Genomic DNA, 22,746 nt, shown 5'->3' with positions numbered 1-22,746 from the left:
TAGTCCGGCTTATTCCGGTGTAGGCGGTGCAAAATACGGCGCAAGATGCCAGGTCACCAGCGTGTCGAAAGGTGTCCAGCGGCTGACTTTGATACCGGCGCGCTGCAGGCCGCTGCCCACCCAGGAATTGCAGGTATTTAACATGCTGTATCTGCCGCGCGCTTCATAGAAGGCATCCTGTCGGCTGTAGTGGCTGCCCGCCACAGGTACTGCCTGCTGCCCGATGATGACGCTGGAAGCCAGCACGTAATCGGCCAGTGCCCGGTAATTTTTTTCATCCAGCGCCAGCCGGTACGCATATTGCCGCAAGTCGGATTTATCCAGATAGGTCACATGCAGCAGCGTTGCATGCTGTCCGCTTATTGCCCCCAAGGCGCGGGCAATGGTCAGGTCTTTCCATTCGGGTGTGTTCAGGTAAAAATCGCGGTCTCCCCAGCCTATGGCGATATAGTTTGCACTGGCCGGTACCGCAATGAAATCCTTTCTGAGGAAGTATTGCTCCCAATCGATTACTGCTGACTTTATAGGAAACACCAGGTCAGTGTGCACGCCATTGGTCAGCACATATGCCTCAATGCGGGGCGAGCCTGCCGAAGGACGCGCATCCTGCGGGAAGAGGACCATCAGGTAGGCAGCGGCAATATACGCCGATGCCAGCGCTACCGGCAGCAATAGCGCCAGCGCGCCGATTTTCAGCAGGCGCCGCAAGAATTTCCCCGGTGTTTGTCCATCATGTGTTCCATTGTGTGTTGTGAGCTTGGAGGCGCAGCAACGCCAGGGTAATTTCGCAACAGTCTCTTATTTGATCAGCTTCAGGATTTGCTTAAATTGAGCATGCTCGCTATGCCGCATCCATTCAAACATTACCATTTCCGAAGTCACAATGTCGGCACCCGCTGCCTGCGCCCGCTGTATGGCGGCTGCTTTATTGGCATTGTCGCGCGAGCCTATGGCATCTGTGACTATCTTCACCTTGCGTTTCCTGTTCAGTAGTCCCAAGGCGGTTTGCAGCACGCACACGTGCGCCTCGCTGCCGGTGATGATTAATTCGTCCCTGTCGCCTTCCAGTGCGGCCAGAAAATCCTGGCTGGCGCAGGCGTCGAAACTGGATTTCTCTATCGTCTTGTCGAGCAGCGGCTGGATAGCTGCGACGGTGGGGCCCAGGCGCAAGGGCTGCTGAGCAGTTCCCAATACCGGTATCTGCAGCAGCCTGGCGGCCTGTGCCAGCAAGGCCGCCCGCTTCACCACATGCTCGCCGTCGGCAATTACCGGCATCAGTTTTTGCTGCAAATCGATCACGATCAGCAGCGAACGGGATGCATCACACAGATAGCTCATGGCTTATCCCCTATTTATTGGCTGCCGGCATGGCAGGCTTGGCCGGAGGCTGCATCAAGCGTCCGCCAAACAGCACGCAAACCAGCGAGGCGACCACCAAGGTAATGCCGGCCCACTGCCAGCCGGTAATCACTTCACCCAGCGCCAGCATGCCCGTTGTGAGCCCGACCACAGGAACGCCGAGGCTGAACGGTGCTACTCGGTTCACCGGGTGGCGCTTCAGCAGGCCGGTCCACATTGCGTAAGCCAGGATGGTGGCGATCCAGCCCAGGTAGGCAATGGAGGCCCAGCTACTCCAAGAGGCGGCCAGCCATTTCCAGTGGGTGGAAGGCGCATCAAACAGCAGCGACATGCCGATGAAAGGCAATACCGGGATAGTGCTGCTCCACACCATGAAGGGCACGATCTCGAAATTGGGCGTGGCTTTCTGCGCACGCCTGACCACGATATTGGACGCCGCCCACATCGCAGCAGCGACCAGGCACAGTGCAAAGCCCAGGGCGGTGGTGGTGCCTGTGGCGGCACCCGGATGCAGGTAGTTCATCGCAAAACAGGCCAGGCCCAGCGCTGCCAGACACAGCCCTGCTTGCAGCGGTTTGCTGACTTTTTCGTGCAGCAGCACATAGCCTAGCAGCGCGGTAAAGAAAACCTGGGTCTGCAGCAGCACGGAGGCCAGCGCTGCCGTCATGCCTATTTGCAGCGCAATGAACAATAGGCCGAATTGTCCGACTCCCTGGCACAGGCCATAGCCGAGCACCCATTTCCAATGCAGCTTGGGAGGGCGGATCAGGATAATCAGCGGAAGAGTGGCAAATACATAGCGCGCTGCACCCAGTTGCAAGGGGGTGAAATCATGCAGGGCCAGTTTCATTGCCACGAAATTGGTGCCCCAGATCAGGACGACGCCGATCGCCGATACCAGGTCCAGACCGCTCAGGCGGGTTTGGTTCATGCTTGTCTCTTTGTTTTTATCTATCTGTAGGGCAACGATACCATATCGATGGATTTCGTGATAATGCGCCTATTTCAGGCAATAGCTGTGTACCCAGAGGTACACTTGACCCGCGCTTGCTTGTTCCTGTACCGAGACGGTGTTAATCTAGCCACACTTTAGGCCTACCGGACGCCGTCTGCAGATGTTCATCCTTGATCTACGCACTGTCTTACTCCTGTCTTCGGTGATGTCTGTGCTGATGTCGATAGTCCTCTTTTCCGCCTACCGCAGTTTTCCTTCCACAATAAAAGGCCTGGGCTGGTGGGCTGCCAGTTGCCTGCTTATGCTGACTACGACCGTATTGTTTGCATTGCGCGGCATTGTCCCGGAAAGCTTATCCATTGTTGCCTGCAATCTGGCCATGTTTGTTGCGGTTGGCTTCCGGCTGATAGGAACCCAGAAATTCTATGGTCATGAGCCAGCCTTGCGCCGGGTGTCCCTGATCGTAGTCGTTGGCACGACCGGCGCTATCTGGTGGACCTTGCAGGTGCCCAATTTCCAGATGCGCTTGTTGCTGATTGCACCCTTGATTGCATTGTTATACGGCGAACAGCTCTATGTGATTGCCAAAACTGCGGAACGGCATTTCGTCAGCTATTTTTTCGGCGGCATCACACTGATCCAGATTGTTCTCGTTCTGATGCGCTTTGCCACCGGTTTTAATGACAACGTGAACTTTTCCGGCTTCCATGCAGTCGATCAGACCCTGAGCGTCTACCTGACAATCTATAGCCTGATGACAATAACAATGGCGGTCGGTTTCATAATGGTAGCAACACGCCGCCTGCACGTCGAACTGGCCCGCGTATCCAACGTGGATCCATTGACCGAGGCATTGAACCGGCGCGCATTCTCCGATATGTATGACAATGAGATGCGGCGCATCAAACGCCATGAACGGCCTATGAGCCTGATCATCATGGATCTGGATCATTTCAAACGCATCAATGACAAGCACGGGCACTCGGTCGGAGACCGGGTGCTGATCCATTTCTCGTCGACAGTGACGCGCCTGTTGCGCGAGACCGATCATTTTGCACGTTTTGGCGGCGAGGAATTTGTGGCGCTGCTGCCCGAAACCACGGCAGTGGAGGCGCAGGCAGTAGCGCGACGTATTTGCGAGTGCCTGCGGCAAGCTGGCAATGCGGAGATTCCTGCCTACACGGTCAGCATGGGTTTGGCTGAGGTAACCAGCGGCGAAGAAAACCTGGATAGTGTGGCGAGTCGTGCCGATGCAGCCTTGTACAAGGCCAAATCCGAGGGCAGGGACAGGCTGGAACTGGCGACGCCATTGAAACTGGTCAATAGCGGCAGTGAGCTTGCCTGCGGCTATGATCCCATCCTTGCGCTGAGCAAAACCGGCCGTTAAGCTGGCGGCAATTCGTAGAAATTTGCGCTAAAACACCGGGCTCAGGCCTTGCCTGAAGCGGAGGCCTTCTTTCCACGCTTCTTTGTCTTGCCGGCTTCCCAGGCTTGTAATTCCTTCCTGTAACGCTCCATCGCGTCTTCATAGATATCAAAGATGCACGGCACGCATCCGCTGCCGCAGCATTCCTCCAGCTCCGGCTGTCTTGGTGGGACCGGTGGCTTATTCTCGCTTTTAGGTGCAGATGGCATTACTGGCTTTCACACTGAGATGACGGCTAGGCCGGATTTCCCAGCGCCGTCCCGCAGTTGCCGCAAAATTTCGCATTGCTGCTTGCTTCGGCTCCGCAATGCGAACAAAAGCGGGCTTTTGCCGTGTAGCTGGGGGCGGCTATCTCGGAGGCAGCGCCTGCTGGCGTAGGCGTAGCGCTGGCTGTTAGGATGGCTGCTGCCAATCGCTCGCCGCCTGCTACATCTTGCTGTCCTCCCATCAACTTGTTCATCGCGCCGACCTTGTTGGCGCGATCCAGATCCTGGCTGGAAGTTGGCGCCACGACCATGGAGCGGGTTTCGCCAAAGCCCTTCAGCGTGCTGGCCAGCTCATCGGCTACCGCCTGCAAGCCGCGCATGCCTATCAGTTGGCGCGCCTCATCCTTGCCGAAGATGACGGTATCGATCTCGGATACCCAGACCCGCATCGTCATGCTTTCGATATTGATGACATTCTTGGTCGTCTGCACATTGCTGGAGAGCTGGTTGCCCAGGTGGACATTGGCCGACTCATAACTGCCGCTGATATCCACCCAGATCAGTTCGGACACAAAATCAAAACGTCCCCACAGTGCATGGGAGGCGCTGTAGCAAAAAATGCCGACGGCAATCTGGCTCAATGCAAAGGCGATGGCGGTGACCACCGGTTCTGCGCCGAGAATATTGCGGCAGGCGAGTATCGCGGCGAAAGCGCCCACGAACAGGTACACGGTGGCAAGGCCGGTCAACGCGGTGAGCCAGAAAAACTGCGGAGAAGATAAGGCGTGTCCTATGCCGGACGCAATCCGGTTAGGCTGCGGGCGCGGCTGGGTTTCTTCCAGCATCTCTGCGGTGAACTTGCCTTGTGCGCCGATGACTGTAGGGGTCTTGTGCGTATAGCGGCGGTTGGGAATGCGGCTGAACCAGCGTGTCATCAGCATCCGGTCCAGCTCTTCCATCAGCTTGTTCGGATGCGCATTCATGGTCAGCGTTTCCGTCACGCGGGCCGAACCTACCGCCTGCGGCGCAGCCTGCAACTGGTTCTTCAGTGCCAGGCCAAACACAGCGCAGCCTGCCAGAGCGCATACCAAAGCCACGCACAGAACACCATTAATCGACAGCTCGCCAAGATCCGACAAATGCGGGCTGGCCATGCCCAGCAGGACCGGCCCCAGTACCGCAAGTATGATCAGCACGATCAGGCTACCTATGCCCACCTGTACGGCATCGGTGACGGCACCGCCGGCCGGAGCGCGATGTTTTTGCATCATGGGCCGCATGATCTGGAAGAAGGCAAATGCGCCATAGACCAGGCCTATCCAGCCATTAGCGCTGTCCTTGCCCAGCAATAGCCAGCAGATCAGGAAGCTGATGAAGGTTGCAGCCAGCGACAGGAAATTATAAAACTGGGTTTGCGCGGTGCGCTGGATCACGCCAGGCGCAAAAATCAGGTTGGGTAGCCAGCTATACAGCAGGCCGTTCAGCGGACCCTTGGGCTCGGGGTAGGTAATCGCGTTTTGCCTCAGGGTTTCCTTATACGCGGCGGCAGCGGCACTGTCGCCATCCTTGTCCTGCGGCAGCACCGGCGCCAGGTTGGCAGGGCGGTTGCGTCCAAAAAAATAGCGCAAGCGGGTAAATGCGCGCGCCAGCAAGCCTATGCCCAGCAACAGCAGCAAGACCGATATGCCCAGCACCGCGACGGCCCTGCCGTCCATGCCATGACTGAGGCGTTCGCGCACCAGTATCATGGTCAGGCCGCCGGCCAGCAGCATCACCGCACCGGAACAGATCAGGGCTGTGTTTTCTACTTTGTAAGGATTGGGAAATTCAAAGACCTGGCTTTCCGGGTTGAATTCATAGCTCATGCGGTTTTGCCTCGGCAGAATGATATTTGGATGTCTGTCCGAGAATATCCGCGCATGCAGCTATTGTCAAACCCATATCTTCTGCGGCAGCAGGGGCTGGGCGGCTATGTCGTGCCGGCACCCCATTGCTTCAGATAGCTCTCAATCTCGAACACATGGCTGTCCTGCTTGCCCAGGGCGCGCAGGGCAGCGGCCAGATCCAGCAAATAGTCGCTGTTGCGGCCGCTGGGGCCAACCGATGCGGCGATCTGGCGGGCGATATCCACCTCGGGCGCTGGGCCCAGGTAGGCGGCATTGTCTTCCGTTGCGATGTACACCAGGCCTTCCACGCTGCTGCCGTCTTCAAAAATAATGTCTGTGCTCAGGCGCAGGTAGCCATTCTTTTCGCGGTAGTCCAGATGCTCGAACTCTTCCGGCGTGACCAGATAGGCCATGCCTTCGCAAACGGCATTTTCTTGCGGTGTGAGCGTCGCTACGCGGCCCGGTGCGTCCGCAGTACCGCGATGGTCATGCGAGCCTTGCCAGAAGCGACGCGTCCAGCCTTTGATCAGGGCAGGGCGGCGCTCGATGAAGGGGAAATCGGCCTTGAAGATCAGGGAGCCGTAGCCAAACAGCCATACGCTGTGATGGCCGTCAAATTTGTCCATCAGCTTGTTGATGGCGGTAGTGTCAAACGACATGGGGCAGGTCTTTGCTGTTTACTTGGAATTCGTTGCTGGGGCGGAATCGGGCCAAGTCTAGCTAGCTTGGCGACCTTGGCCAGCCTAAATGTTACCGGCTTACCGCTTTGCTTGCCGAGAGTTCTTATTGGTTTGCATAACAATAAATTTGACTTTTATGTCAGAATGAACTTTAATTTCTGTAATAACAGAAATAAATGAATTGGATGGTGTTTGTGGCAAGCAAGAATTTGTTAACTTTCAGAAGTAAAGGACCAGGAAATGAATCCCCCGCTATTGAGCTTGTATTTCGATGGAAACTGCCCTTTCTGTGCTGCAGAAATGAAAAGACTGCGTCACTGGGATACCCATGCGCGGCTGGGCTTCATTGATATTGCCGATCCGGCCTTCGATGCATCGGAGCAAGGCCTGGATTTGCATGCAATGAATCTTCAATTGCATGGCCGCCTGGCCAATGGCGACATCCTGGTGGGGCTGGACACGATGCTGGCAGCGTATACGCTGGCCGGAAAGTTATGGGTGGTCCTGCCGTTGCGGATCAAGGCTTTGCGCCCCTTGCTGTCCATGCTGTATCGGCAATTCGCGCTTAAACGTTACGCATTTTCACGCCTGATGGGTTACAAGCAGGTGCCTGATTGTGCAGAAGACGTATGCCGTAGCCGCCACCCCTTCCTCGGTAACTGACAAGATTGAGTAGCAATCAAAACAAGGAAAATAATAATGAATGACTTGGCAGATACTGAAACAAAGTTCGGCGCAAAGTTAGAACCAAAGCTAAAAACAAAGCTGGAGAAAAAGTTAGAAGTAGCGCGGCCCTGGCTGGTGCGCTGGATGTATGCAGTCGTTGCCGTGCATCTGCTGGTGGGGCTGCTATTGCCATGGATAGCGGGTCTGTCCGTGTTTGACGCGTATCACCATACTATCGCGCGTGCCTTCTGGGGCGATGCCGCCGTTACCGCAGGTTATGTGTCCGCGACGGCGCATGCGCAGCAGGTCTGGTGGATCAGCCTGTTTGGCCCTACCGTGCAGGGCATGTCTCTATGGATGGGGGCGCTGACCTATATCGGCGACCGCCAGCGCATCAGCTTTGCCTGGGCCTGGCTGATTGCAGGCGTCGTGTTATGGGCCCCGCAGGATATGCTGATTTCGCTGCGCGCCGATATCTGGATCCATGTCTGGATAGATTGCTTCGCTGTTGCGACGATGCTGCCGCCTCTCGTAGGCCTGTATCTGAATGATCGCAAACCGAAAGCATCCGTCTCTTTCTAATTAATAATCTTTATCGTCTATTCCATGAATACGCACACCGTATCTGCAAACCACCCTTCAGAGGGAGAGTTGTTCAGGAAAATTCTCGGAAAGGAATGGCTGAAGCTGCATCCGGATATCCAGTCGCGATTTGCCAAAAATCCTGAGCCGGGCAAACCCTTGCATTACCGGGGGCGGCTCAGCGAGCTGGCATGTTCCCCGATAGGCAAGCTATTCGGTTTCATGAGCAGGCCTTTTATCCACGGAGCCTTGATCCCTTTTAACGACAGCGATTTTCCGGTGGATATCCAGGTGTATAGCAAACCTGCATGCGGTGCCATCTTCAAGCAAAGGATATACCGCCTGAATCACCGCGAGTCCATCCAGTTCACTTCCTACATGCGTGAAAGCGAAAAAGGCGAAGTGCTGGAATACGTGGGCATGGGCCTGGGAATGAAACTCGTATTGCATGTGCATGAGGGAAATCTCTACTTTACTAGTGATGGCTATTTTTGGGACCTGTTGGGTTTCCGGGTGCCTTTGCCGGCCATCCTGACACCCGGAAAAACCTTCCTGTGCCATCGCAATGACAGTGCTACAGATTTCAATATCCGCATAGAAATAAGGCATGTGCTGTTCGGCACTACATTTACGCAGGTTGGCGCTTTTCATGAGGTGACAGAAGAAGCCGTGATGGCCGAAGGGAGCCCTTCATGAACACCCATTTATTGGCTTTGCAACTGATGGCGGCACAAGGCGTGCTTGGCGCTTTCGATACGCTATACCATCATGAGCTGACCGAAGCGCTGGCCCAGCGCAGCAGTGCGCGGACGGAGTTGGCTATTCATGCCTTGCGCGCGATGATCTATAGTGTCTTGTTCATAGGTTTGTCTGCCTGGACATGGCAGGGCGCCTGGGCTCTGGTCTTGCTTGCAGTATTCGGCGTAGAGATTATCCTGACCTTATGGGACTTTGTGGTGGAGGACAGCACCCGCCTGCTGCCGGCAAGCGAAAGGATAACGCATACTGTGCTGGCCATGAATGGCGGCGCGTTTGTGATGCTGCTGGCATTGAACACGCCTGCGTGGCTGGCGCAGCCTACGGCCTTTGTCTGGCAGCCGTATGGTTTGCTTAGCGTTTTTCTGGCCGTATGCGGCATTGGTGTAGGTTTGTCCGGCGTGCGGGATGCCTTCGCCGCGATGCAATTGGGAGTCACTGCAATGAAAGAAGAAAGCCTTCCGCTTATCCGTTTCGGCGATAAAGCTGAAAACGTCCTGGTGACTGGCGCCACCGGATTTATCGGCCAGCGCCTGGTCCGCGCGCTGCTCGCAGACGGCCATCGGGTCACCGTACTTAGCCGCGATCCACGCAGGGCAGCGTGGCTGTTTGATGGAAAGGTCCGGTGCATAGACAGCATGCAGGAGCTGGCATCGGGCTATCCGGTGGATGTCATCATCAATCTGGCGGGAGCCCGCATACTTGGCTGGCGCTGGACCGCCGCGCGCAAGGCAGTGTTGCGGAGTAGCCGCATTGATCTGACCAACAGCCTGGTTGAATGGATCGCCAGGGCCGAGCACAAGCCGAGACTGCTGCTTTCAGCCTCCGCGATCGGCTACTACGGCATACAGCGGCAAGGGGATGAGCGGGAATTGACGGAAGATGATCTTCCCCAGGATATTTTCATGTCTCAGTTGTGCCGCGACTGGGAACTGGCCGCACAGGCTGCGGCAACCCATGGAGTGCGCGTGATACGCATGCGTTTCGGTGTGGTCTTTGGACAGCAGGGCGCGCTGCCCATGATGCTGCTGCCCATCCGGCTGGGCATAGGCGGCCCATTTGGAAGCGGCAAACAATGGCTGTCCTGGATACATGTTCATGACCTGCTGCGCGGCATGGCGCATCTGTGGCACGCGCAGGAAGATGGCGTATATAACTTCACGGCGCCGGAGTGCGTCACGCAAAAGCGGTTCAGCGAACTGGCAGCAAGTGTCATCCATAGGCCCAGCTTTTTCCCTACGCCGGGTTTCCCCATGCGGCTGGGCCTGGGAGAGCAGGCTGACTTGCTGCTGGAAGGGCAGCGCGTCGTGCCGGCACGGCTCCAGGCTAGCGGGTTTGAGTTTTCCTATCCGGAGCTGCGTAGCGCCTTGCTGCAGATATTATGAGTTGCGGGAAAAGATGATGGTCGAGTTGGTAGTGCATGTTGCTCTCCTTTACATCCCGTCATCAAAGAAATCGAATTGCCCGCTTTTGCTTTTACTCCTGGTGCTTTCCGCTGCCGGCACGATCAGCGGACGCCGGAAGCGGGAGCCGTCCAGTGTGCCAAAACTGCCTGAACGCCTGGTAATGCCGAGCCGTTCTATGCATTTATCGAAGCGCTGCTTGATCAGGTCGGCCCAGATGCCTTCGCCGCGCATGCGCTTGCCGAAGTCAGCTTCATAGTCCTTGCCGTTACGCATATCGCGCACCCTGTTCATGACCCGCTGCGCCCGCTCAGGGAAGTGTGCCTGCAGCCATTGCTGGAATAGCGGGCTGACTTCCCACGGCAGACGCAGGATGATATAGCTGGCGCTGACAGCCCCGGCGTCTGCCACGGCGGCCAGCACTTTTTCCAGGTCCGGCTCGGTCACGAAAGGGATCACAGGGGCTATGCTGACGCCGACCGGTATCCCGGCATCGGTCAGCCGCCGTACGGTTTCCAGCCGCCTTGCCGGCGTGGTGGCGCGTGGTTCCAGTGTGCGCGCTATGCTTGTGTCCAGCGTAGTGATAGTGATTGCGACGATGGCTTGCCGCTTGGCCGCCATTGCAGACAGCAGGTCGATATCGCGCTCAACCAATGAGGATTTGGTGATCAGCGCCAGCGGATGTTCGCATTCGTGCAAGACTTCCAGCACGCGGCGTGTCAGCTTCAGCTCGCGCTCGCAGGGTTGGTAGGCATCGGTATTCACTCCCAAGGCAATGCCGTGCGGTACATAGGATGGTTTTGCAAGCTCGCGCTGCAATAGCTCGGGCGCATTGATCTTGGCGAATATCCTGCTTTCAAAATCCAGGCCAGGCGACAGGCCCAGATAGCTATGACTAGGGCGGGCAAAGCAATAAATGCAACCGTGCTCGCAACCGCGATAGGGATTCAGTGAGACGCTGAAAGGAATATCCGGCGATTGATTGCGGCTCAGTATGCTTTTTGCATGTTCTTCGACGACCTGGGTTTTCCAGCTCTGGGGCTTGTCATTGCCGTCGTCTATTTTCCCAGGCTCCTCTTCAACGAGCCTGTCCGACCAGTCGTCATAAAAGTCTTCCCGGGCATGGACTTCATAGCGGCCTTGCAAATTGGATACCGCACCACGCCCCTTGCGCGCCTGAAGCATGGGGATCAGGGGTTGCGGTTCTATGTCATCTGTAGGAGGTGGCTTGGGCATGATAAATCAAAATACTGTATATATGATCAGTATTTTAGTTTCATCGGCGCGCTAGATCAAGCCTGATTTGCAGGCAAGCCTTGATCTTGTCTGCAGGAATTTTTAAGCAAAGGACAATTGCATCCGGATCATCCGGGGATGGTCAAATCAACAAGTAAGCCACCAGGCCTGCTGCGATCAGCAGCGGCACCGAGAAAAAGTGGAAGCGCAGCCATATCCCTTTTTCATTCGCCATCCTGAGCGCAATCAGGTTAGCGAGCGAGCCCAGCACAAAACCAAAACCGCCCGCATTGACGGCATAGGCGATGATTTTGCTGGCGGGTACGTATTTGGTTAGCAGGATGGTGGCAGGAACATTGCTGATCAACTGCGAGCCGAGCAAGCCGGCCAGGAATAGCTCGTGCGGCGCATAGGCGGCAATGCCGTCCAGCCAGGTCTTTAGCGCGCCGATTTCGGTAAGCAGGCGGATATCGATAAACATCAGCACGAAAACGGCGATCAGGCTCCAGTCCACTTCCAGCAGGATGCCGCGCGCGAGGAAAAAGACGCAGACGATGACCACCAGCAAACCCCAGCCCGGCTGGCCGAACTCCACTGCGGTTAAAAATCCAAGATACAGCAGGCTACTATAGCCCAGCAAGCGAGCATCCCACTGCAGGTTTTTTTCCGATTCTTCGGCGTGGATTTTCAGGCTGGGGAAAGACAGCGCGGTCAGCGCGAGCAAAAGCACAAAGACGATACCAGCCAACGGTGCCATCTGGGCGGTAAAGGCAAAAAAACTCAGATGGGATTTTTGCCATAGCAGGATATTTTGCGGATTGCCTATCGGTGTCAGCAGCGAACCGGCGTTCACCGCCAGCGCTTCAAAGATGACCAGGCGCCCGATCGGCAAGCCCGCGATACTGCGTAGGCCAAGCGTGAGCGGGACTATGATGAACAACGCGATGTCGTTAGTCAGCACCGTGGACAGGAGTGCCGCCGCGCTCACGAGGAAAATCGCCAGCACGCGTTCGTTATTCAAGCGGTTGACAATATATCTGCCCAGGTAAAACAGGTAACCGCTGCTTTCTATGCCCTTAGTCAGTACGATCAGGCCGATCAGGGTCGCAATGGTAGGCCAGTTCACCCAGCCGGGATAGGCAACTATCCTGGCCGGCTGGAATGCAGTGAACAGGACGGCGATCAGCAGTAGTACCTGAAGCAGGCGGTCTTGCTGGAAAGGGCGGAGAAGGAGCTTGAAGCGGCTTGTTGCGGTGCTGGACAGGGATTCTGTGGTCATAGGGGGAAATCGTGGATATGGCTACGCCGGATTTACGGCGGATTGCCGCCGAATTGTCGCTGCTGAGGCCGCTTGCTTGAAGCTAGCGTATAAACCGCTATTTTACAGTGCGCCGGGGGCCTTGTATGCCCTGCCCTTGCGGCAGGCAGGATCCGGCGAAAGTGGTGCGTTACTTACCGGCGAGCGATGATAGCAGGGCGCCAAAACTGCAAGCTGTTCACTGTCGGCTGGCTCGGCTTATCTCAAATAAGCCGGCCGCGGCTTGCTCGGGCTATTTAAATGCGCCATCCCCCGCAGCATCTGGTCTTGGTTTCCATTTCAGCGAATAATAGGTATCCCTGTCGCGTGCCCAGGGATCGAACACGTTGACCACGCTATCCAGTTCCGGTGCCAGCTCAGGTGTCGTGCGCAGCAATATGCGTTTTAGCGGCGACATTTCCACGATATGCCCATTGGATGGATATCTTTCCATCACCTTGCCGTCCGGCCCGTTCTGGTTGACCCAGCTGACGCCGAACTTGCTGTAAAACTCGGGCCGGAAGCTGGACGTGAAAAAACGGTCGCTGAACAGGCGGCGCGATGCATTCAGGATGAAGACCTGGAACTGGGTTTCCGAAATTGCAAAGCCTTGCGGGCGGGTGAATTCCGACAGCCAGCCCACTATCGTGTCCACATCCTCGATATTATCGACCATGCTGCCGTTGCGGTTGCCAAGGCAATCGTTGATCGCCGTGCCATCGTCGTTGCGCTGGCTAGCGGTGATGATTTTGCTGGCATCGCAGCGGTGCTTGCCATAAACCTCGCGCAGCGTGCTGACCAGGTTTTCCTGCTCCTTGCGCTCGGTGGAGTTGGGTGGAAGCCTGCGATCTATAAAGTCGTCATAACTGGTCAATTGCTTCAGGCCATACTGGCGGCGGAATTCATTGAAGCGGGGTACGCCGCGTTCGCGGTCGCGCAGGATGTCCAGCGCGGCGATATCGATTTTCTGCGTAGGGCTTTGCAGGCGGGGCAGATTGATGTTCTGCATGAACTGCGGCGTATTTTGCAAGGTCAGCAAACCCAGACGCTGCCTGCCCATGGACAGCGCCCAGTTAGCCAGACCGCGTTCATCCATGGCGGCAGTCGCCTTGCCGCGGAAGGTTTCTATCACCGGAATCTTATTGCGTATCACATTCGGATTATTGTTCCACTCTCGGTATTCGATCAGGTCCGGCACCAGCGCGTGCAGCCGGTAAACCGACACGAACTCTTCTGGGAAATTGAAGGGTGAACCAAAATGGTTGACGCCGCCATTCACATGTTCCGGTTTTTTCAGGTCCCAGATATCGGTCTTGGAAGGATCATACAAGGCGAAGATGGCATCGTCAGCGTACACAACGCTGCCCAGGCCGAAGATGCCGGGGCCGGAAGCAAAGGCAGAGTACCACTGGGTCGCTTTCTTGGCCTCGGTCGATTTACCGAAATTATTCACGACGATCTGTTCCAGCGCGGCGGCAACGATGTCATGCCCTTGCAGCAAACCGTGCCAGTTGGAATTCATCGCCAGGTACAGCGGTTCGTCGTACAGCAATTGCGGTGTCCACTCCGTGGTATGGATTTTCGCAATCTCGGCCGATACCACCAGCCTGCCGATTTCAAACAGTTCATCTGCCGTCACATCCTGATATCGGATCTCGCGGTCCGGCCGGGCCGGATTGCGCAGGCCGGAATCCGCGTCCGGCGTGCGGCTGGCCTGCTTGCGGAAAGCATCGACAAAGGCGTTGTGCTCGCGAGTAAACAGGTTGTGATAAAAGCTGATGCCTATGCTCCAGTTGTCCGGAAAGGCTGCTGCTTCCTGTCCGCTCCATTGCGGATTGATAGGGTCATTCGGCTGGAACACCGGCAGATAGCCTAGCTTTTCACCTTCGCCGGGGCGTGAGCCCTGCGGCTGCAACAGAAACCTGGCCCGGTCGGCCGGATCTCGCTTGACCCTTTGCCGCGAAACCGCATCATAGCCATACAACTGCGAAGCGTCCCACCAGGCCGTGACCTTGTTGCTGGTGGTTTTGTAGGCGCGGTTCAGGTACTCCTTGTCGCCAGCTTTGAATGTGGCCGGATCGCCATCCTGGGCGATGTAACCCTTGTCGATCTGGTCATCCGGCCGGCAGCCCAGCTTGGCTACCTCGTCTGCGGTCAACGGCACATCGGTGACGCCATCGCCTTTGGCGATACGCTTGGTGCTGCAGCCTGCCGGTATCATCCTGGCGTCATTATGGCCTTCTTCCAGATGCGAGAACCAGTCATGCGTCATGAACTGTATCCAGTAAGCCGCCAGCACATTGAAGAACGGCGCTTTCTTGTAGTCGCAGTTGGCGTCGGCGGAGTAGCCGGGCAGGCCGAAACCCTGGTTGCATTTGGCCGGGTCGCTTTGCTCGCGGGTCAGCAATTTGCGGCTGATTACCTGCGGGTCCGGCGTCAGCAGCGTGAGCCGGTCGCCGTGGCGGTTGCGTGCAAGCTCATTCTTGCCCAGATCGGGGAAGGTGGATTCAAACGCTACATTGCGTGCGAAAGGCTGGCCGGTTGAGCCCATCACTGGATTGAACAAGTCATTGCAACTGCCGTCCAGGTTACGGAAACGGATCTGCTCGCCATTGCAGACCTGTGTTCCTGCGCCGCCGGCTTGCGCATAGAAGGGATGGCTGGCAGGCAGGCGCATCGCAGGCCAGCGCTTGATGGCCTTGCCGTCCACGCCGTCGCGGCCTTGTACGTAATCGGCAAAGGTGCCGCTATTGTCGAACAGGTTCAGCTTGACCAGTTCCATACGCTGGTATTCCAGATCCAGCAGTGCGCCGTCTATGCCGCGCCCATTCCGGGCCAAGTGAGAGCCCACTGCGGTCGTGCCGGGCGACAGCGTCGATGCATCACCGGCAGCCCAGTAATTGGACCAGTCGGTATAAGGTGTCTTGCGGAAAATGACGGCCTTGTCGCCGCCGCGGCATTCCGCCGTGGCTTCCTGTACCTTGCCGAGGAAGCGCTCATCGCGTTCTGACGCGATGGGCCTGAAGCCGCTGGCAACCATGCCGGCGCAGGCCGCCGTATCTTTCGCTGCATCGCCCGCGCTGGGCTGGGTGGCGCAGCCGGTCAATAAAAAGCTGAGCAGCAGGCTGAAGTAAACGGCGGATGTTCGCATGCTATTTCTCCGTGAAAAAAATCAGGGATACAGCAACAACGGGGGACTTGCGGGATTGGGAAGGTATTTGCTGCCTTGGCAGAGCAGCTTATTTGCGATTGTCAGTATAGGTACAAACCGACAGCGTTGGCAAAAATATATTTGTTGGTGTGCTGCTTTCATTGCCGTAGGGCCAATGAAAGCAAGCAAACTTACCACATAGTGCCGAGGGGAATTTATTCCTTGGGCAACTCAAAGAAAAATTGCGAGCCTTTGCCTGCAACGGAATGAAAGCCTATCGTGCCGTGCATATGTTCGATGATGGTCTTGCAGATATTCAGGCCCAGGCCGGTGCCGCCTTTTTTCTTGGTGTTGGAACTATCCACTTGGGAGAATTTCTGGAATATCTTGTCGTGGAAATCTTCCGGTATACCGCTGCCGTGATCTGCGACGGTGACCTTCACGGTTTTTTCCTTGTTTTCAACCAGCACTTCTACAAATTCTCCGGTATTGGAGAATTTGATCGCATTGGACAGCAGGTTGGTCAGCACTTGCACAAAGCGGTCGCGGTCCAGTTTCACATTCAAGTCTTCACCTGCATATTCAAACTTCATCACTACGCCATACTGCTCGGCAAAGGCTTCGCTGGCCGCGACTGTCTCCTTGATCAAGGGCACAAGCGGATTGGATTTGAGATCGAATTCCATATTGCCGGATTCAATTTTTTCTATATCCAGGATGTCGTTGATCAGGCGTACCAGCCTGTCTGCATTACGCAAGGCGACTGTCAGCAGCTCCTTGGCTTTCGGTGCAATTTCTCCGGTTACGCCGGCCACGATTAGTTTCAGTGCACCGTTGATGGATGTGAGCGGAGTACGCAATTCGTGACTCACAGTGGAAACGAATTCGTTCTTCATCGCTTCCACCCGTTTGCGGTCGGTGATGTCGAAGGTCATCGCATAAAAACCTTCGACCTGTCCTGCGGCATCTTTGGCAGGGATATAGTTGTACTGGTAGTTGCGCTGATTATCCCCTATGCCCGTCATTTCAAAACTGATGTTTTCGCCTTGCAGCGCCGCCTGTATATGAGGCTTCATCACTGCATAGGCTTGTTCGCCGCTTATTTCTTCCAGCGTCTTTCCTATCATCTGATCCGGCATCACGCCGAATACGCTGGTGGCGTGCGCATTGACGAAGCGATAGCGCTGGCCGGCGTCTATGTAAGTGATCACTGAAGGCAGGTTGTCGGTGATGGCCTGCAAACGCAATTGCGTGCTTTGCTGCTGGGCCAGTGCTTTTTCCAGTTCCTGTGCCTTGTTTTCTATTTCCCGGGTGCGTTCTGCAACGGTTGACTCCAGGCCTTCGTTCATTTTGCGCAGCGCCAGCACATGCTGTTCTTCATTACGTACCATTTCACCGAGGATCACCGACAGCACATGGGCTTCGTGAAAGCTTGTTACCACCGGGATAGCTTGCCCGCTGGCGCCTTTGCCGCGTTTTTCGATTGCTGCGCTGAGTTCGTTCAATGGCGCTGCCAGGCGGCGGGCCAGTATTGCTGCAATCCCGGCAAGCAGCAGGCCCAGCACGCTGCCCAGCAACAGAATGTCGTGCCGCAATTGCCTCGACGCTTGCAGCGCCACTTCTTTCGGCTGGCGCACCAGGATGCTCCACTTCAGGCCGGGGAACTCTTTGGAACGCCCGGTCTGCGAATAACCTGTCAGGTAACTATTGCCGTCTGCCCAGGTTTCTTCCGTTGCACCGGTCTTGCCGGAACGGGATAGTTCTACACTTTGCGACGTGATTTTTTTTTCTTCCAGCGCCTTGGGGCCGAGGATGACCGTATTGTCTTCGCGGACCACGATGATTTCAACGCCATATTGGCTGTCTGTCGGCGCCAGCAGGTTTTTTGCCAGGTCGCGCGCCCAGTTCCAGCTCAGATGCACGCCCATGATGCCGCGGCTGCTACCGTCCGAGCGTAGCACCGGGATGGAAACATCCACGAAGCGCCAGGGGTCGGCGTTGTAAGGCAGCTTTTTTTCCAGCAGCAGGGCAGGGTGATAGTCGCCGGCATACAGGCCCAGCTTGCCGCTTTTGAACCATGGGCGCTGGCTGACATCCTGGCCTTCCAGCACAGCGTGTGTTGCTGCGAACACTTTGCCGTCCGGATTGGCCAGGCCTATCCATGCATAGGAAGGAAAGGTTTTTTGCAGGTTATCCAGGATGCTGCCGACTTCTTTTGGATCCTTGGCGTCTTTCACCTGGCTCAGTTGCGCCAGCAGGCTGACGTCGCCCACTGCTTTTTGCATTACCAGATCCAGAGAGTCGCGCATTTGCCAGGAAAGCTGTTGCAGGCGCTGCTTGGCTTCTTTTTTGGCGTAGTCGACTGCAAAATGATCCACCAGGAAAAGCAGGGAGAGGACGATGACGGCAACCGTAGAGCAAATGCTGACAGTGAGCAGGGTGGTAAGTCGTGGACGTGATGGTAATTTGAAGTTAAGCATGTAATCTGTCTTTGACTTATTCAGTGGGCGTGCCACATCTTGGTGCTTCTACCACAGAAGTGTATTTCTTTCAGAAAACTGGATATTGCATTCAATGCATGATTTTAATAAGAATATTGCCTTTTGTTATTAAAATCCATGAATAAATATAAACCAGCAATGCCGATTGCGGGTAATCCTGCGCATCTTGTTACAAAGAGAGAGTTTGACCTGCAGAACCAGTGTGCGCTACGGCAAGTAGCCGGAGTTTTGTAAATCTTCATTAAAAGTGTGTCGGATATGTCGAATCGCGCCAGCCTGCTTCGTCGTAGCAATGGGGCCGCCTGAATAAATTATTTGCTGTATCTGCAGCAAAGACTTTTTTAACTAAGCAGAAAGGAAATAAGCATGCGTTTCATGATCATCCGCAAGGCGGACAAAAATACCGAGGCAGCCAAGATGCCCAGCGAGGAATTGCTGGCAGCGATGGGGCAGTACAATGAAGAATTGATGAAAGCCGGCGTGATGGTGGCGGGTGAAGGCTTGCAGCCCAGTGCCAAGGGCGCGCGCATCAAGTTCTCGGACGGCAAGCCGCAGATTACCGACGGACCCTTTGCCGAGGCCAAGGAACTGATCGCCGGTTTTACGATGATAGACGTCAGGTCCAGGGAAGAGGCGATGGAGTGGGTCAAGCGCTGGCCGCCGCTGGATGGCGAAGGCGAGGTGGAACTGGAGCTGCGTCAAGTCTATGAGGCCTCCGACTTCGGTGCTGAATTCACGCCGGAGCTACGCGAGGCGGAGGAACGCATGCGCGAACATCTGATTCAGTCCGGCAAGCAATTGGGAGGCAAGTCCTAGCAAATCGCCAAGGATGCGGCAGTGCCTTATTTAGTGTTGTACCAATGGCCGCTCGCCGAACAGCGAGCCTCCATTGCGTATGGTGTCTTGCACCAGTTTGAACATTTTTGCGCGGTCGGCATAGACGGATGCGACGAACTGCTGGGGTGCGGTGGTTTCCTTATCGTACTGCGCGCTCCAGCCTGACATCTCCAGCAGGATGGGGATCAGGGCCAGGCCTTTTTCAGTCAGGCTGTAGATGTCTTTGCGTTTGTCTGCCGGATGCGGCCCTTTGGACAGCATCCCTCTTTGCTCCAGATGGGCGAGGCGGGCGGCGAGCACATTGGTGGCGATGCCTTCGCTGGAGTCCAGGAATTCCCCATAGGTTCTCTTTCCCCAAAACACGATGTCGCGCACGATCAGCAGCGACCAGGCATCGCCAAAATTTTCCAGCGCGAAGTTCACTGGGCAATGGGATTTGTTTTCGCTGCGTTTCATACTACTTAGCATAGCACACTTGCATAAAGCAAGTGAAATGCTATACTGAAGATGTTAAATATTAGGCAATATTTGGAGGGGTATCCGCAGTTGGGAAAAGCGGTTTCGCAAGCCCCGATGACACGCTGGTGAATTATTTTATTTATTTTATATTTCGCTGTCGATTTCGCATGCTCCCATTCGTCGTAGAGTAGAGCAGGAAACAATCCTGCCGGTTTTGATGCTTTGGCCGGGTCTTTTGTCCGGCCATGATTTATCACCCATTAGGAGGATTCACAATGAGCAACGCAAAAGTAAAACCTATTCCCGAAGGCATGCATTCCCTGACTCCGCATCTGGTATGCGACGATGCCGCCAAAGCGATTGAATTTTATAAAAAAGCATTCAATGCGGTAGAGCTGATGCGCTTGCCTACACCGGACGGCAAGCTGATGCATGCGGCAGTACGCATAGGCGATTCCACGCTGATGCTGGTGGATGAGTTTCCAGAGTGGGGTTCGCTGGGCCCTAAGGCTCTGAAGGGCACACCTATTACCCTTCATATGTATGTGGAAGATGTCGATGCCAGCTTTGCGCAGGCAGTTGCTGCCGGCGCCACAGCCAAAATGCCGCCGGCGGACATGTTCTGGGGCGATCGCTATGGCCTGGTGATTGATCCATTCGGCCACCAATGGTCGATCGCAACGCATACCCGTGACCTGACACCCGAGCAAATCCAGGAGGGAATGAAACAGCAGATGACACAGGGCTGCCCAGAACAATAAATACTGATTCTGAATAAATAAGCGAACACGATAGAGGGTAGAGGGCTAAAGGCCCTCGCCGAATTTGAATAAAAGGAAAACATTATGCGATTCATGATCATCATCAAGGCAGACAAAAATACCGAAGCGGGCGTGATGCCGGACGAAAGGCTGCTGACCGAAATGGGCCAGTTCAATGAAGACCTAGTCAAGGCCGGCATCATGCAGGCCGGCGAGGGTTTGCATCCCAGCTCCAGAGGTGCGCGGGTCAAGTTCTCCGGCAACAAACGCGAAGTCATCGACGGTCCTTTCGCAGAAACGAAAGAGCTGATCGCCGGCTTCTGGCTGTGGCAGGTGAAATCGAAAGAAGAGGCGATAGAGTGGGTCAAGCGCTGCCCCAATCCTACCGGTGCCGAATCGGAAATCGAAATCCGCCAGATCTTTGAAGCAGAGGATTTTGGTGCTGAATTTAATCCTGAGTTGCGCGAGCAGGAAGAGCGTTTGCGCGCACAAATTACAGCGAATCAAAAATAAATAAAAACACCATCATACGGAGTATATGCATGTTCAAAACCATAGGCCTTATTGTCCTTGCCGCCATCGCAGCGGTGCTGCTATTTGCCGCCACAAAGCCGGACACCTTCCGTGTCGAGCGCACGCTCAGTATCAAGGCGCCTCCGGAAAAGATATTCCCGCTGATCAATGATTTCCATCAGTGGGCAGCATGGTCACCTTATGAAAAGCTGGATCCGGCAATGCAGCGCAACTTCGGCGGCGCAGCCAGCGGCCTGGGCAGCACCTATGCATGGGAAGGCAATAGCAAGGCTGGCGCGGGCAAGATGGAAATTACAGAGTCTTCGCCGGCAAGCAAGGTCATCATCAAGCTGGATTTCGCCAAGCCGTTTGAAGCGCACAACACCGCCGACTTTGCCTTGCAAACCCAGGGCGACATCACCACTGTCACCTGGGCCATGCACGGACCTAGCCCATATATCAGCAAGCTGATGGGTTTGTTCTTTAATATGGATCAAATTATAGGCAAGGATTTTGAAACGGGCCTGGTCAATTTGAAAGCAGTTACTGAAAAGTGAAGGCTGTTGTAAACTGGGTTACTGGTCTTGTCCGCAGCATTTGACCTAAGCCCAACCTACCATTTCAGTCATCCACTCATCATGAGTTCATCCAGCATACATCGCGCTATCGAAGCAGTGTGGCGCATGGAGTCGGCGCGCATTATTGCGTCGCTGGCTCGCATGCTGCGCGATGTCGGTCTTGCCGAAGAGCTGGCGCAGGATGCGCTGGTTACCGCGCTGGAGCGCTGGCCGGAAACCGGCGTGCCGGATAACCCGGCGGCCTGGCTGATGGCGGCTGCAAAGAACCGCGCGCTGGATCGCCTGCGGCGCGCGCAGATGCTGGTGCGCAAACATGAAGAGCTGGGGCGCGAACTGGAAATAGAGCAGGAGCTGGCGCCGACCGAATTTGACGTGAAACTGGCTGGCGATGTTGTCGAGAATATCGACGACGATTTGCTGCGTCTGGTGTTTATCTCCTGCCACCCGGTGCTGTCGCCTGATGCCCGAGTGGCGCTTACCTTGCGCCTGCTGGGCGGCCTGACTACCGATGAAATAGCGCGCGCCTTCCTGGTGCCGGAGCCCACCGTTGCGCAGCGCATCGTGCGTGCCAAACGTACTTTATCGGAGGCGCGGGTGCCGTTTGAGGTGCCGCAAGCGGCAGAGCTGGCCAGCCGCACCGCCTCGGTACTGGGTGTGATTTACCTGATCTTTAACGAAGGCTATTCTGCCACCGCCGGCGATGACTGGATGCGGCCGACGCTGTGTGACGAGGCCTTGCGCCTGGGGCGTATCCTTGCTGAACTGGTGCCGCAGAATGCGGAAGTGCATGGGCTGGTGGCATTGATGGAAATCCAGGCTTCGCGCTCCAGGGCAAGGCTGGGGCCATCCGGAGAACCTGTGCTATTGCTGGAGCAAAACCGCACGCGCTGGGATCAGTTGCTGATACGGCGCGGTTTTGCGGCCTTGCAAAGGGCGGAAGAATTGGGCGGTGCATTCGGCCCCTATGCCTTGCAGGCGGCGATCGCTGCTTGCCACGCCCGTGCATTGACTGCCGGCGATACGGACTGGCAGCGTATCGCCGCCTTGTACGATGCGTTGTCGCAACTGGCGCCGTCACCTGTGGTGGAGTTGAACCGCGCGGTGGCGCTGGCGATGGCCTTCGGCCCTGCAGTGGGGCTGGAGCTGGCGGATGAGCTGATGGCGGAACCCAGCCTGAAGTCTTATCATCTGCTGCCCAGCGTAAGAGCAGACCTGCTGGCCAAACTGGGGCGCAACGATGAGGCGCGCCTGGAGTTTGAGCGGGCCGCATCGCTAACCCGCAATCTGCGCGAGCGCGAATTGCTGCTGGGCCGCGCTCAGGCCTGCATCGCCAATTCCTGATTTCCCTTCCCGGAGGACGCTCAGTCTTCCTCTTATTGCCTCGTGGCACATTTCCTGCATGTCATGGTTCACTGCGTTATAGCGTTTGTTAATTTGTCAATAAAAATCCCTAAAAAAATTATCAATACAATTAAGCAAAAATCTGTGTACATC

The 22,746-nt window shown here is 55.9% G+C and carries 21 protein-coding genes; 10 read left to right on the top strand and 11 right to left on the bottom strand.

Translation table 11 applies throughout. The annotated features are described in order from the left end of the window. Positions 1-9: 9 nt before the first annotated feature. From IEW12_RS07105 to IEW12_RS07095, 3 genes are all read right to left on the bottom strand, one after another. Entirely contained in the window at positions 10-708 is a 699-nt protein-coding gene (locus IEW12_RS07105) for a TIGR02117 family protein (RefSeq protein WP_229750967.1), read from the bottom strand. Between the two features lie 90 nt (positions 709-798). Then, positions 799-1,338: an isochorismatase family protein gene (locus IEW12_RS07100; RefSeq protein ID WP_188565226.1), complete on the bottom strand. Its 540-nt coding sequence runs from the start codon at positions 1,336-1,338 to the stop codon at positions 799-801. A 10-nt stretch (positions 1,339-1,348) separates the two neighbouring features. Then, positions 1,349-2,290, bottom strand: a complete 942-nt coding sequence (locus IEW12_RS07095; RefSeq protein WP_188565225.1) for an EamA family transporter — start codon at positions 2,288-2,290, stop codon at positions 1,349-1,351. Positions 2,291-2,531: 241 nt separating this feature from the next. Here IEW12_RS07095 and IEW12_RS07090 point away from each other — a divergent pair, with 241 nt between their 5' ends. Further along, positions 2,532-3,701: a GGDEF domain-containing protein gene (locus IEW12_RS07090; RefSeq protein ID WP_188565224.1), complete on the top strand. Its 1,170-nt coding sequence runs from the start codon at positions 2,532-2,534 to the stop codon at positions 3,699-3,701. Positions 3,702-3,742: 41 nt separating this feature from the next. Here IEW12_RS07090 and IEW12_RS07085 read toward each other — a convergent pair whose 3' ends face one another. The 3 genes from IEW12_RS07085 to IEW12_RS07075 form a co-directional block, all read right to left on the bottom strand. Next, positions 3,743-3,949 carry an oxidoreductase-like domain-containing protein gene (locus IEW12_RS07085; RefSeq protein WP_188565223.1) on the bottom strand — a complete coding sequence of 69 codons (207 nt, stop codon included), beginning with the start codon at positions 3,947-3,949 and terminating at the stop codon, positions 3,743-3,745. A 26-nt stretch (positions 3,950-3,975) separates the two neighbouring features. Continuing rightward, complete coding sequence (locus tag IEW12_RS07080) at positions 3,976-5,811, bottom strand: zinc ribbon domain-containing protein (RefSeq protein ID WP_188565222.1); 1,836 nt, start codon at positions 5,809-5,811, stop codon at positions 3,976-3,978. 104 nt (positions 5,812-5,915) lie between these two features. Further along, positions 5,916-6,491 carry a gamma-glutamylcyclotransferase gene (locus tag IEW12_RS07075; RefSeq protein ID WP_188565221.1) on the bottom strand — a complete coding sequence of 192 codons (576 nt, stop codon included), beginning with the start codon at positions 6,489-6,491 and terminating at the stop codon, positions 5,916-5,918. 261 nt (positions 6,492-6,752) lie between these two features. Here IEW12_RS07075 and IEW12_RS28780 point away from each other — a divergent pair, with 261 nt between their 5' ends. Genes IEW12_RS28780 through IEW12_RS07060 form a run of 4 tightly spaced genes read left to right on the top strand, consistent with a single transcriptional unit; the run spans position 6,753 to position 9,901 of the window. Then, positions 6,753-7,175, top strand: a complete 423-nt coding sequence (locus tag IEW12_RS28780; RefSeq protein WP_268237229.1) for a thiol-disulfide oxidoreductase DCC family protein — start codon at positions 6,753-6,755, stop codon at positions 7,173-7,175. A 36-nt stretch (positions 7,176-7,211) separates the two neighbouring features. Continuing rightward, entirely contained in the window at positions 7,212-7,760 is a 549-nt protein-coding gene (locus tag IEW12_RS28775) for a cell division protein (RefSeq protein WP_229750965.1), read from the top strand. 24 nt (positions 7,761-7,784) lie between these two features. Beyond that, positions 7,785-8,456: a DUF4166 domain-containing protein gene (locus IEW12_RS07065; RefSeq protein ID WP_188565220.1), complete on the top strand. Its 672-nt coding sequence runs from the start codon at positions 7,785-7,787 to the stop codon at positions 8,454-8,456. Then, the gene (locus IEW12_RS07060; protein WP_188565219.1) at positions 8,453-9,901 is read left to right on the top strand and encodes a TIGR01777 family oxidoreductase; all 1,449 of its coding nucleotides are present in this window, start codon (positions 8,453-8,455) and stop codon (positions 9,899-9,901) included. The genes IEW12_RS07065 and IEW12_RS07060 overlap by 4 nt, the downstream gene beginning before the upstream one ends. A 48-nt stretch (positions 9,902-9,949) precedes the next feature. Here IEW12_RS07060 and IEW12_RS07055 read toward each other — a convergent pair whose 3' ends face one another. From IEW12_RS07055 to IEW12_RS07040, 4 genes are all read right to left on the bottom strand, one after another. Continuing rightward, positions 9,950-11,155 carry a PA0069 family radical SAM protein gene (locus tag IEW12_RS07055; RefSeq protein ID WP_188565218.1) on the bottom strand — a complete coding sequence of 402 codons (1,206 nt, stop codon included), beginning with the start codon at positions 11,153-11,155 and terminating at the stop codon, positions 9,950-9,952. 142 nt (positions 11,156-11,297) lie between these two features. Beyond that, positions 11,298-12,434: an SLC13 family permease gene (locus IEW12_RS07050; RefSeq protein ID WP_188565217.1), complete on the bottom strand. Its 1,137-nt coding sequence runs from the start codon at positions 12,432-12,434 to the stop codon at positions 11,298-11,300. 271 nt (positions 12,435-12,705) lie between these two features. Then, positions 12,706-15,603, bottom strand: a complete 2,898-nt coding sequence (locus tag IEW12_RS07045; RefSeq protein ID WP_229750964.1) for a peroxidase family protein — start codon at positions 15,601-15,603, stop codon at positions 12,706-12,708. Between the two features lie 215 nt (positions 15,604-15,818). After that, on the bottom strand, positions 15,819-18,083 hold the full coding sequence (locus IEW12_RS07040; protein ID WP_188565216.1) for a sensor histidine kinase: 2,265 nt from the start codon (positions 18,081-18,083) through the stop codon (positions 15,819-15,821). Positions 18,084-18,470: 387 nt separating this feature from the next. Between IEW12_RS07040 and IEW12_RS07035 the strand changes: the two genes are divergently transcribed. After that, positions 18,471-18,920, top strand: coding sequence for a YciI family protein (locus tag IEW12_RS07035; protein ID WP_188565215.1), 450 nt, complete (start codon positions 18,471-18,473; stop codon positions 18,918-18,920). A gap of 30 nt (positions 18,921-18,950) precedes the next feature. Here the strand turns inward: IEW12_RS07035 and IEW12_RS07030 are convergent, their stop codons facing one another. Then, positions 18,951-19,397, bottom strand: a complete 447-nt coding sequence (locus tag IEW12_RS07030) for a winged helix-turn-helix transcriptional regulator (RefSeq protein WP_229750963.1) — start codon at positions 19,395-19,397, stop codon at positions 18,951-18,953. A 278-nt stretch (positions 19,398-19,675) separates the two neighbouring features. Here IEW12_RS07030 and IEW12_RS07025 point away from each other — a divergent pair, with 278 nt between their 5' ends. The 4 genes from IEW12_RS07025 (at position 19,676) to IEW12_RS07010 (ending at position 22,593) form a co-directional block, all read left to right on the top strand. Further along, entirely contained in the window at positions 19,676-20,161 is a 486-nt protein-coding gene (locus tag IEW12_RS07025; RefSeq protein WP_188565213.1) for a VOC family protein, read from the top strand. 84 nt (positions 20,162-20,245) lie between these two features. After that, complete coding sequence (locus IEW12_RS07020; RefSeq protein WP_188565212.1) at positions 20,246-20,674, top strand: YciI family protein; 429 nt, start codon at positions 20,246-20,248, stop codon at positions 20,672-20,674. Positions 20,675-20,703: 29 nt separating this feature from the next. Next, entirely contained in the window at positions 20,704-21,231 is a 528-nt protein-coding gene (locus IEW12_RS07015; protein WP_188565211.1) for an SRPBCC family protein, read from the top strand. 81 nt (positions 21,232-21,312) lie between these two features. Beyond that, positions 21,313-22,593 (top strand): RNA polymerase sigma factor, encoded by a 1,281-nt coding sequence (locus tag IEW12_RS07010; RefSeq protein ID WP_188565210.1) that lies wholly within the window; start codon positions 21,313-21,315, stop codon positions 22,591-22,593. Positions 22,594-22,746: the final 153 nt, after the last annotated feature.

The organism is Parundibacterium terreum, assembly GCF_014636315.1.
GTDB lineage: Bacteria > Pseudomonadota > Gammaproteobacteria > Burkholderiales > Burkholderiaceae_D > Undibacterium > Undibacterium terreum.
Note: the sequence above shows the minus strand (reverse complement) of the source record. Positions and strands in the feature narration are given on the sequence as shown.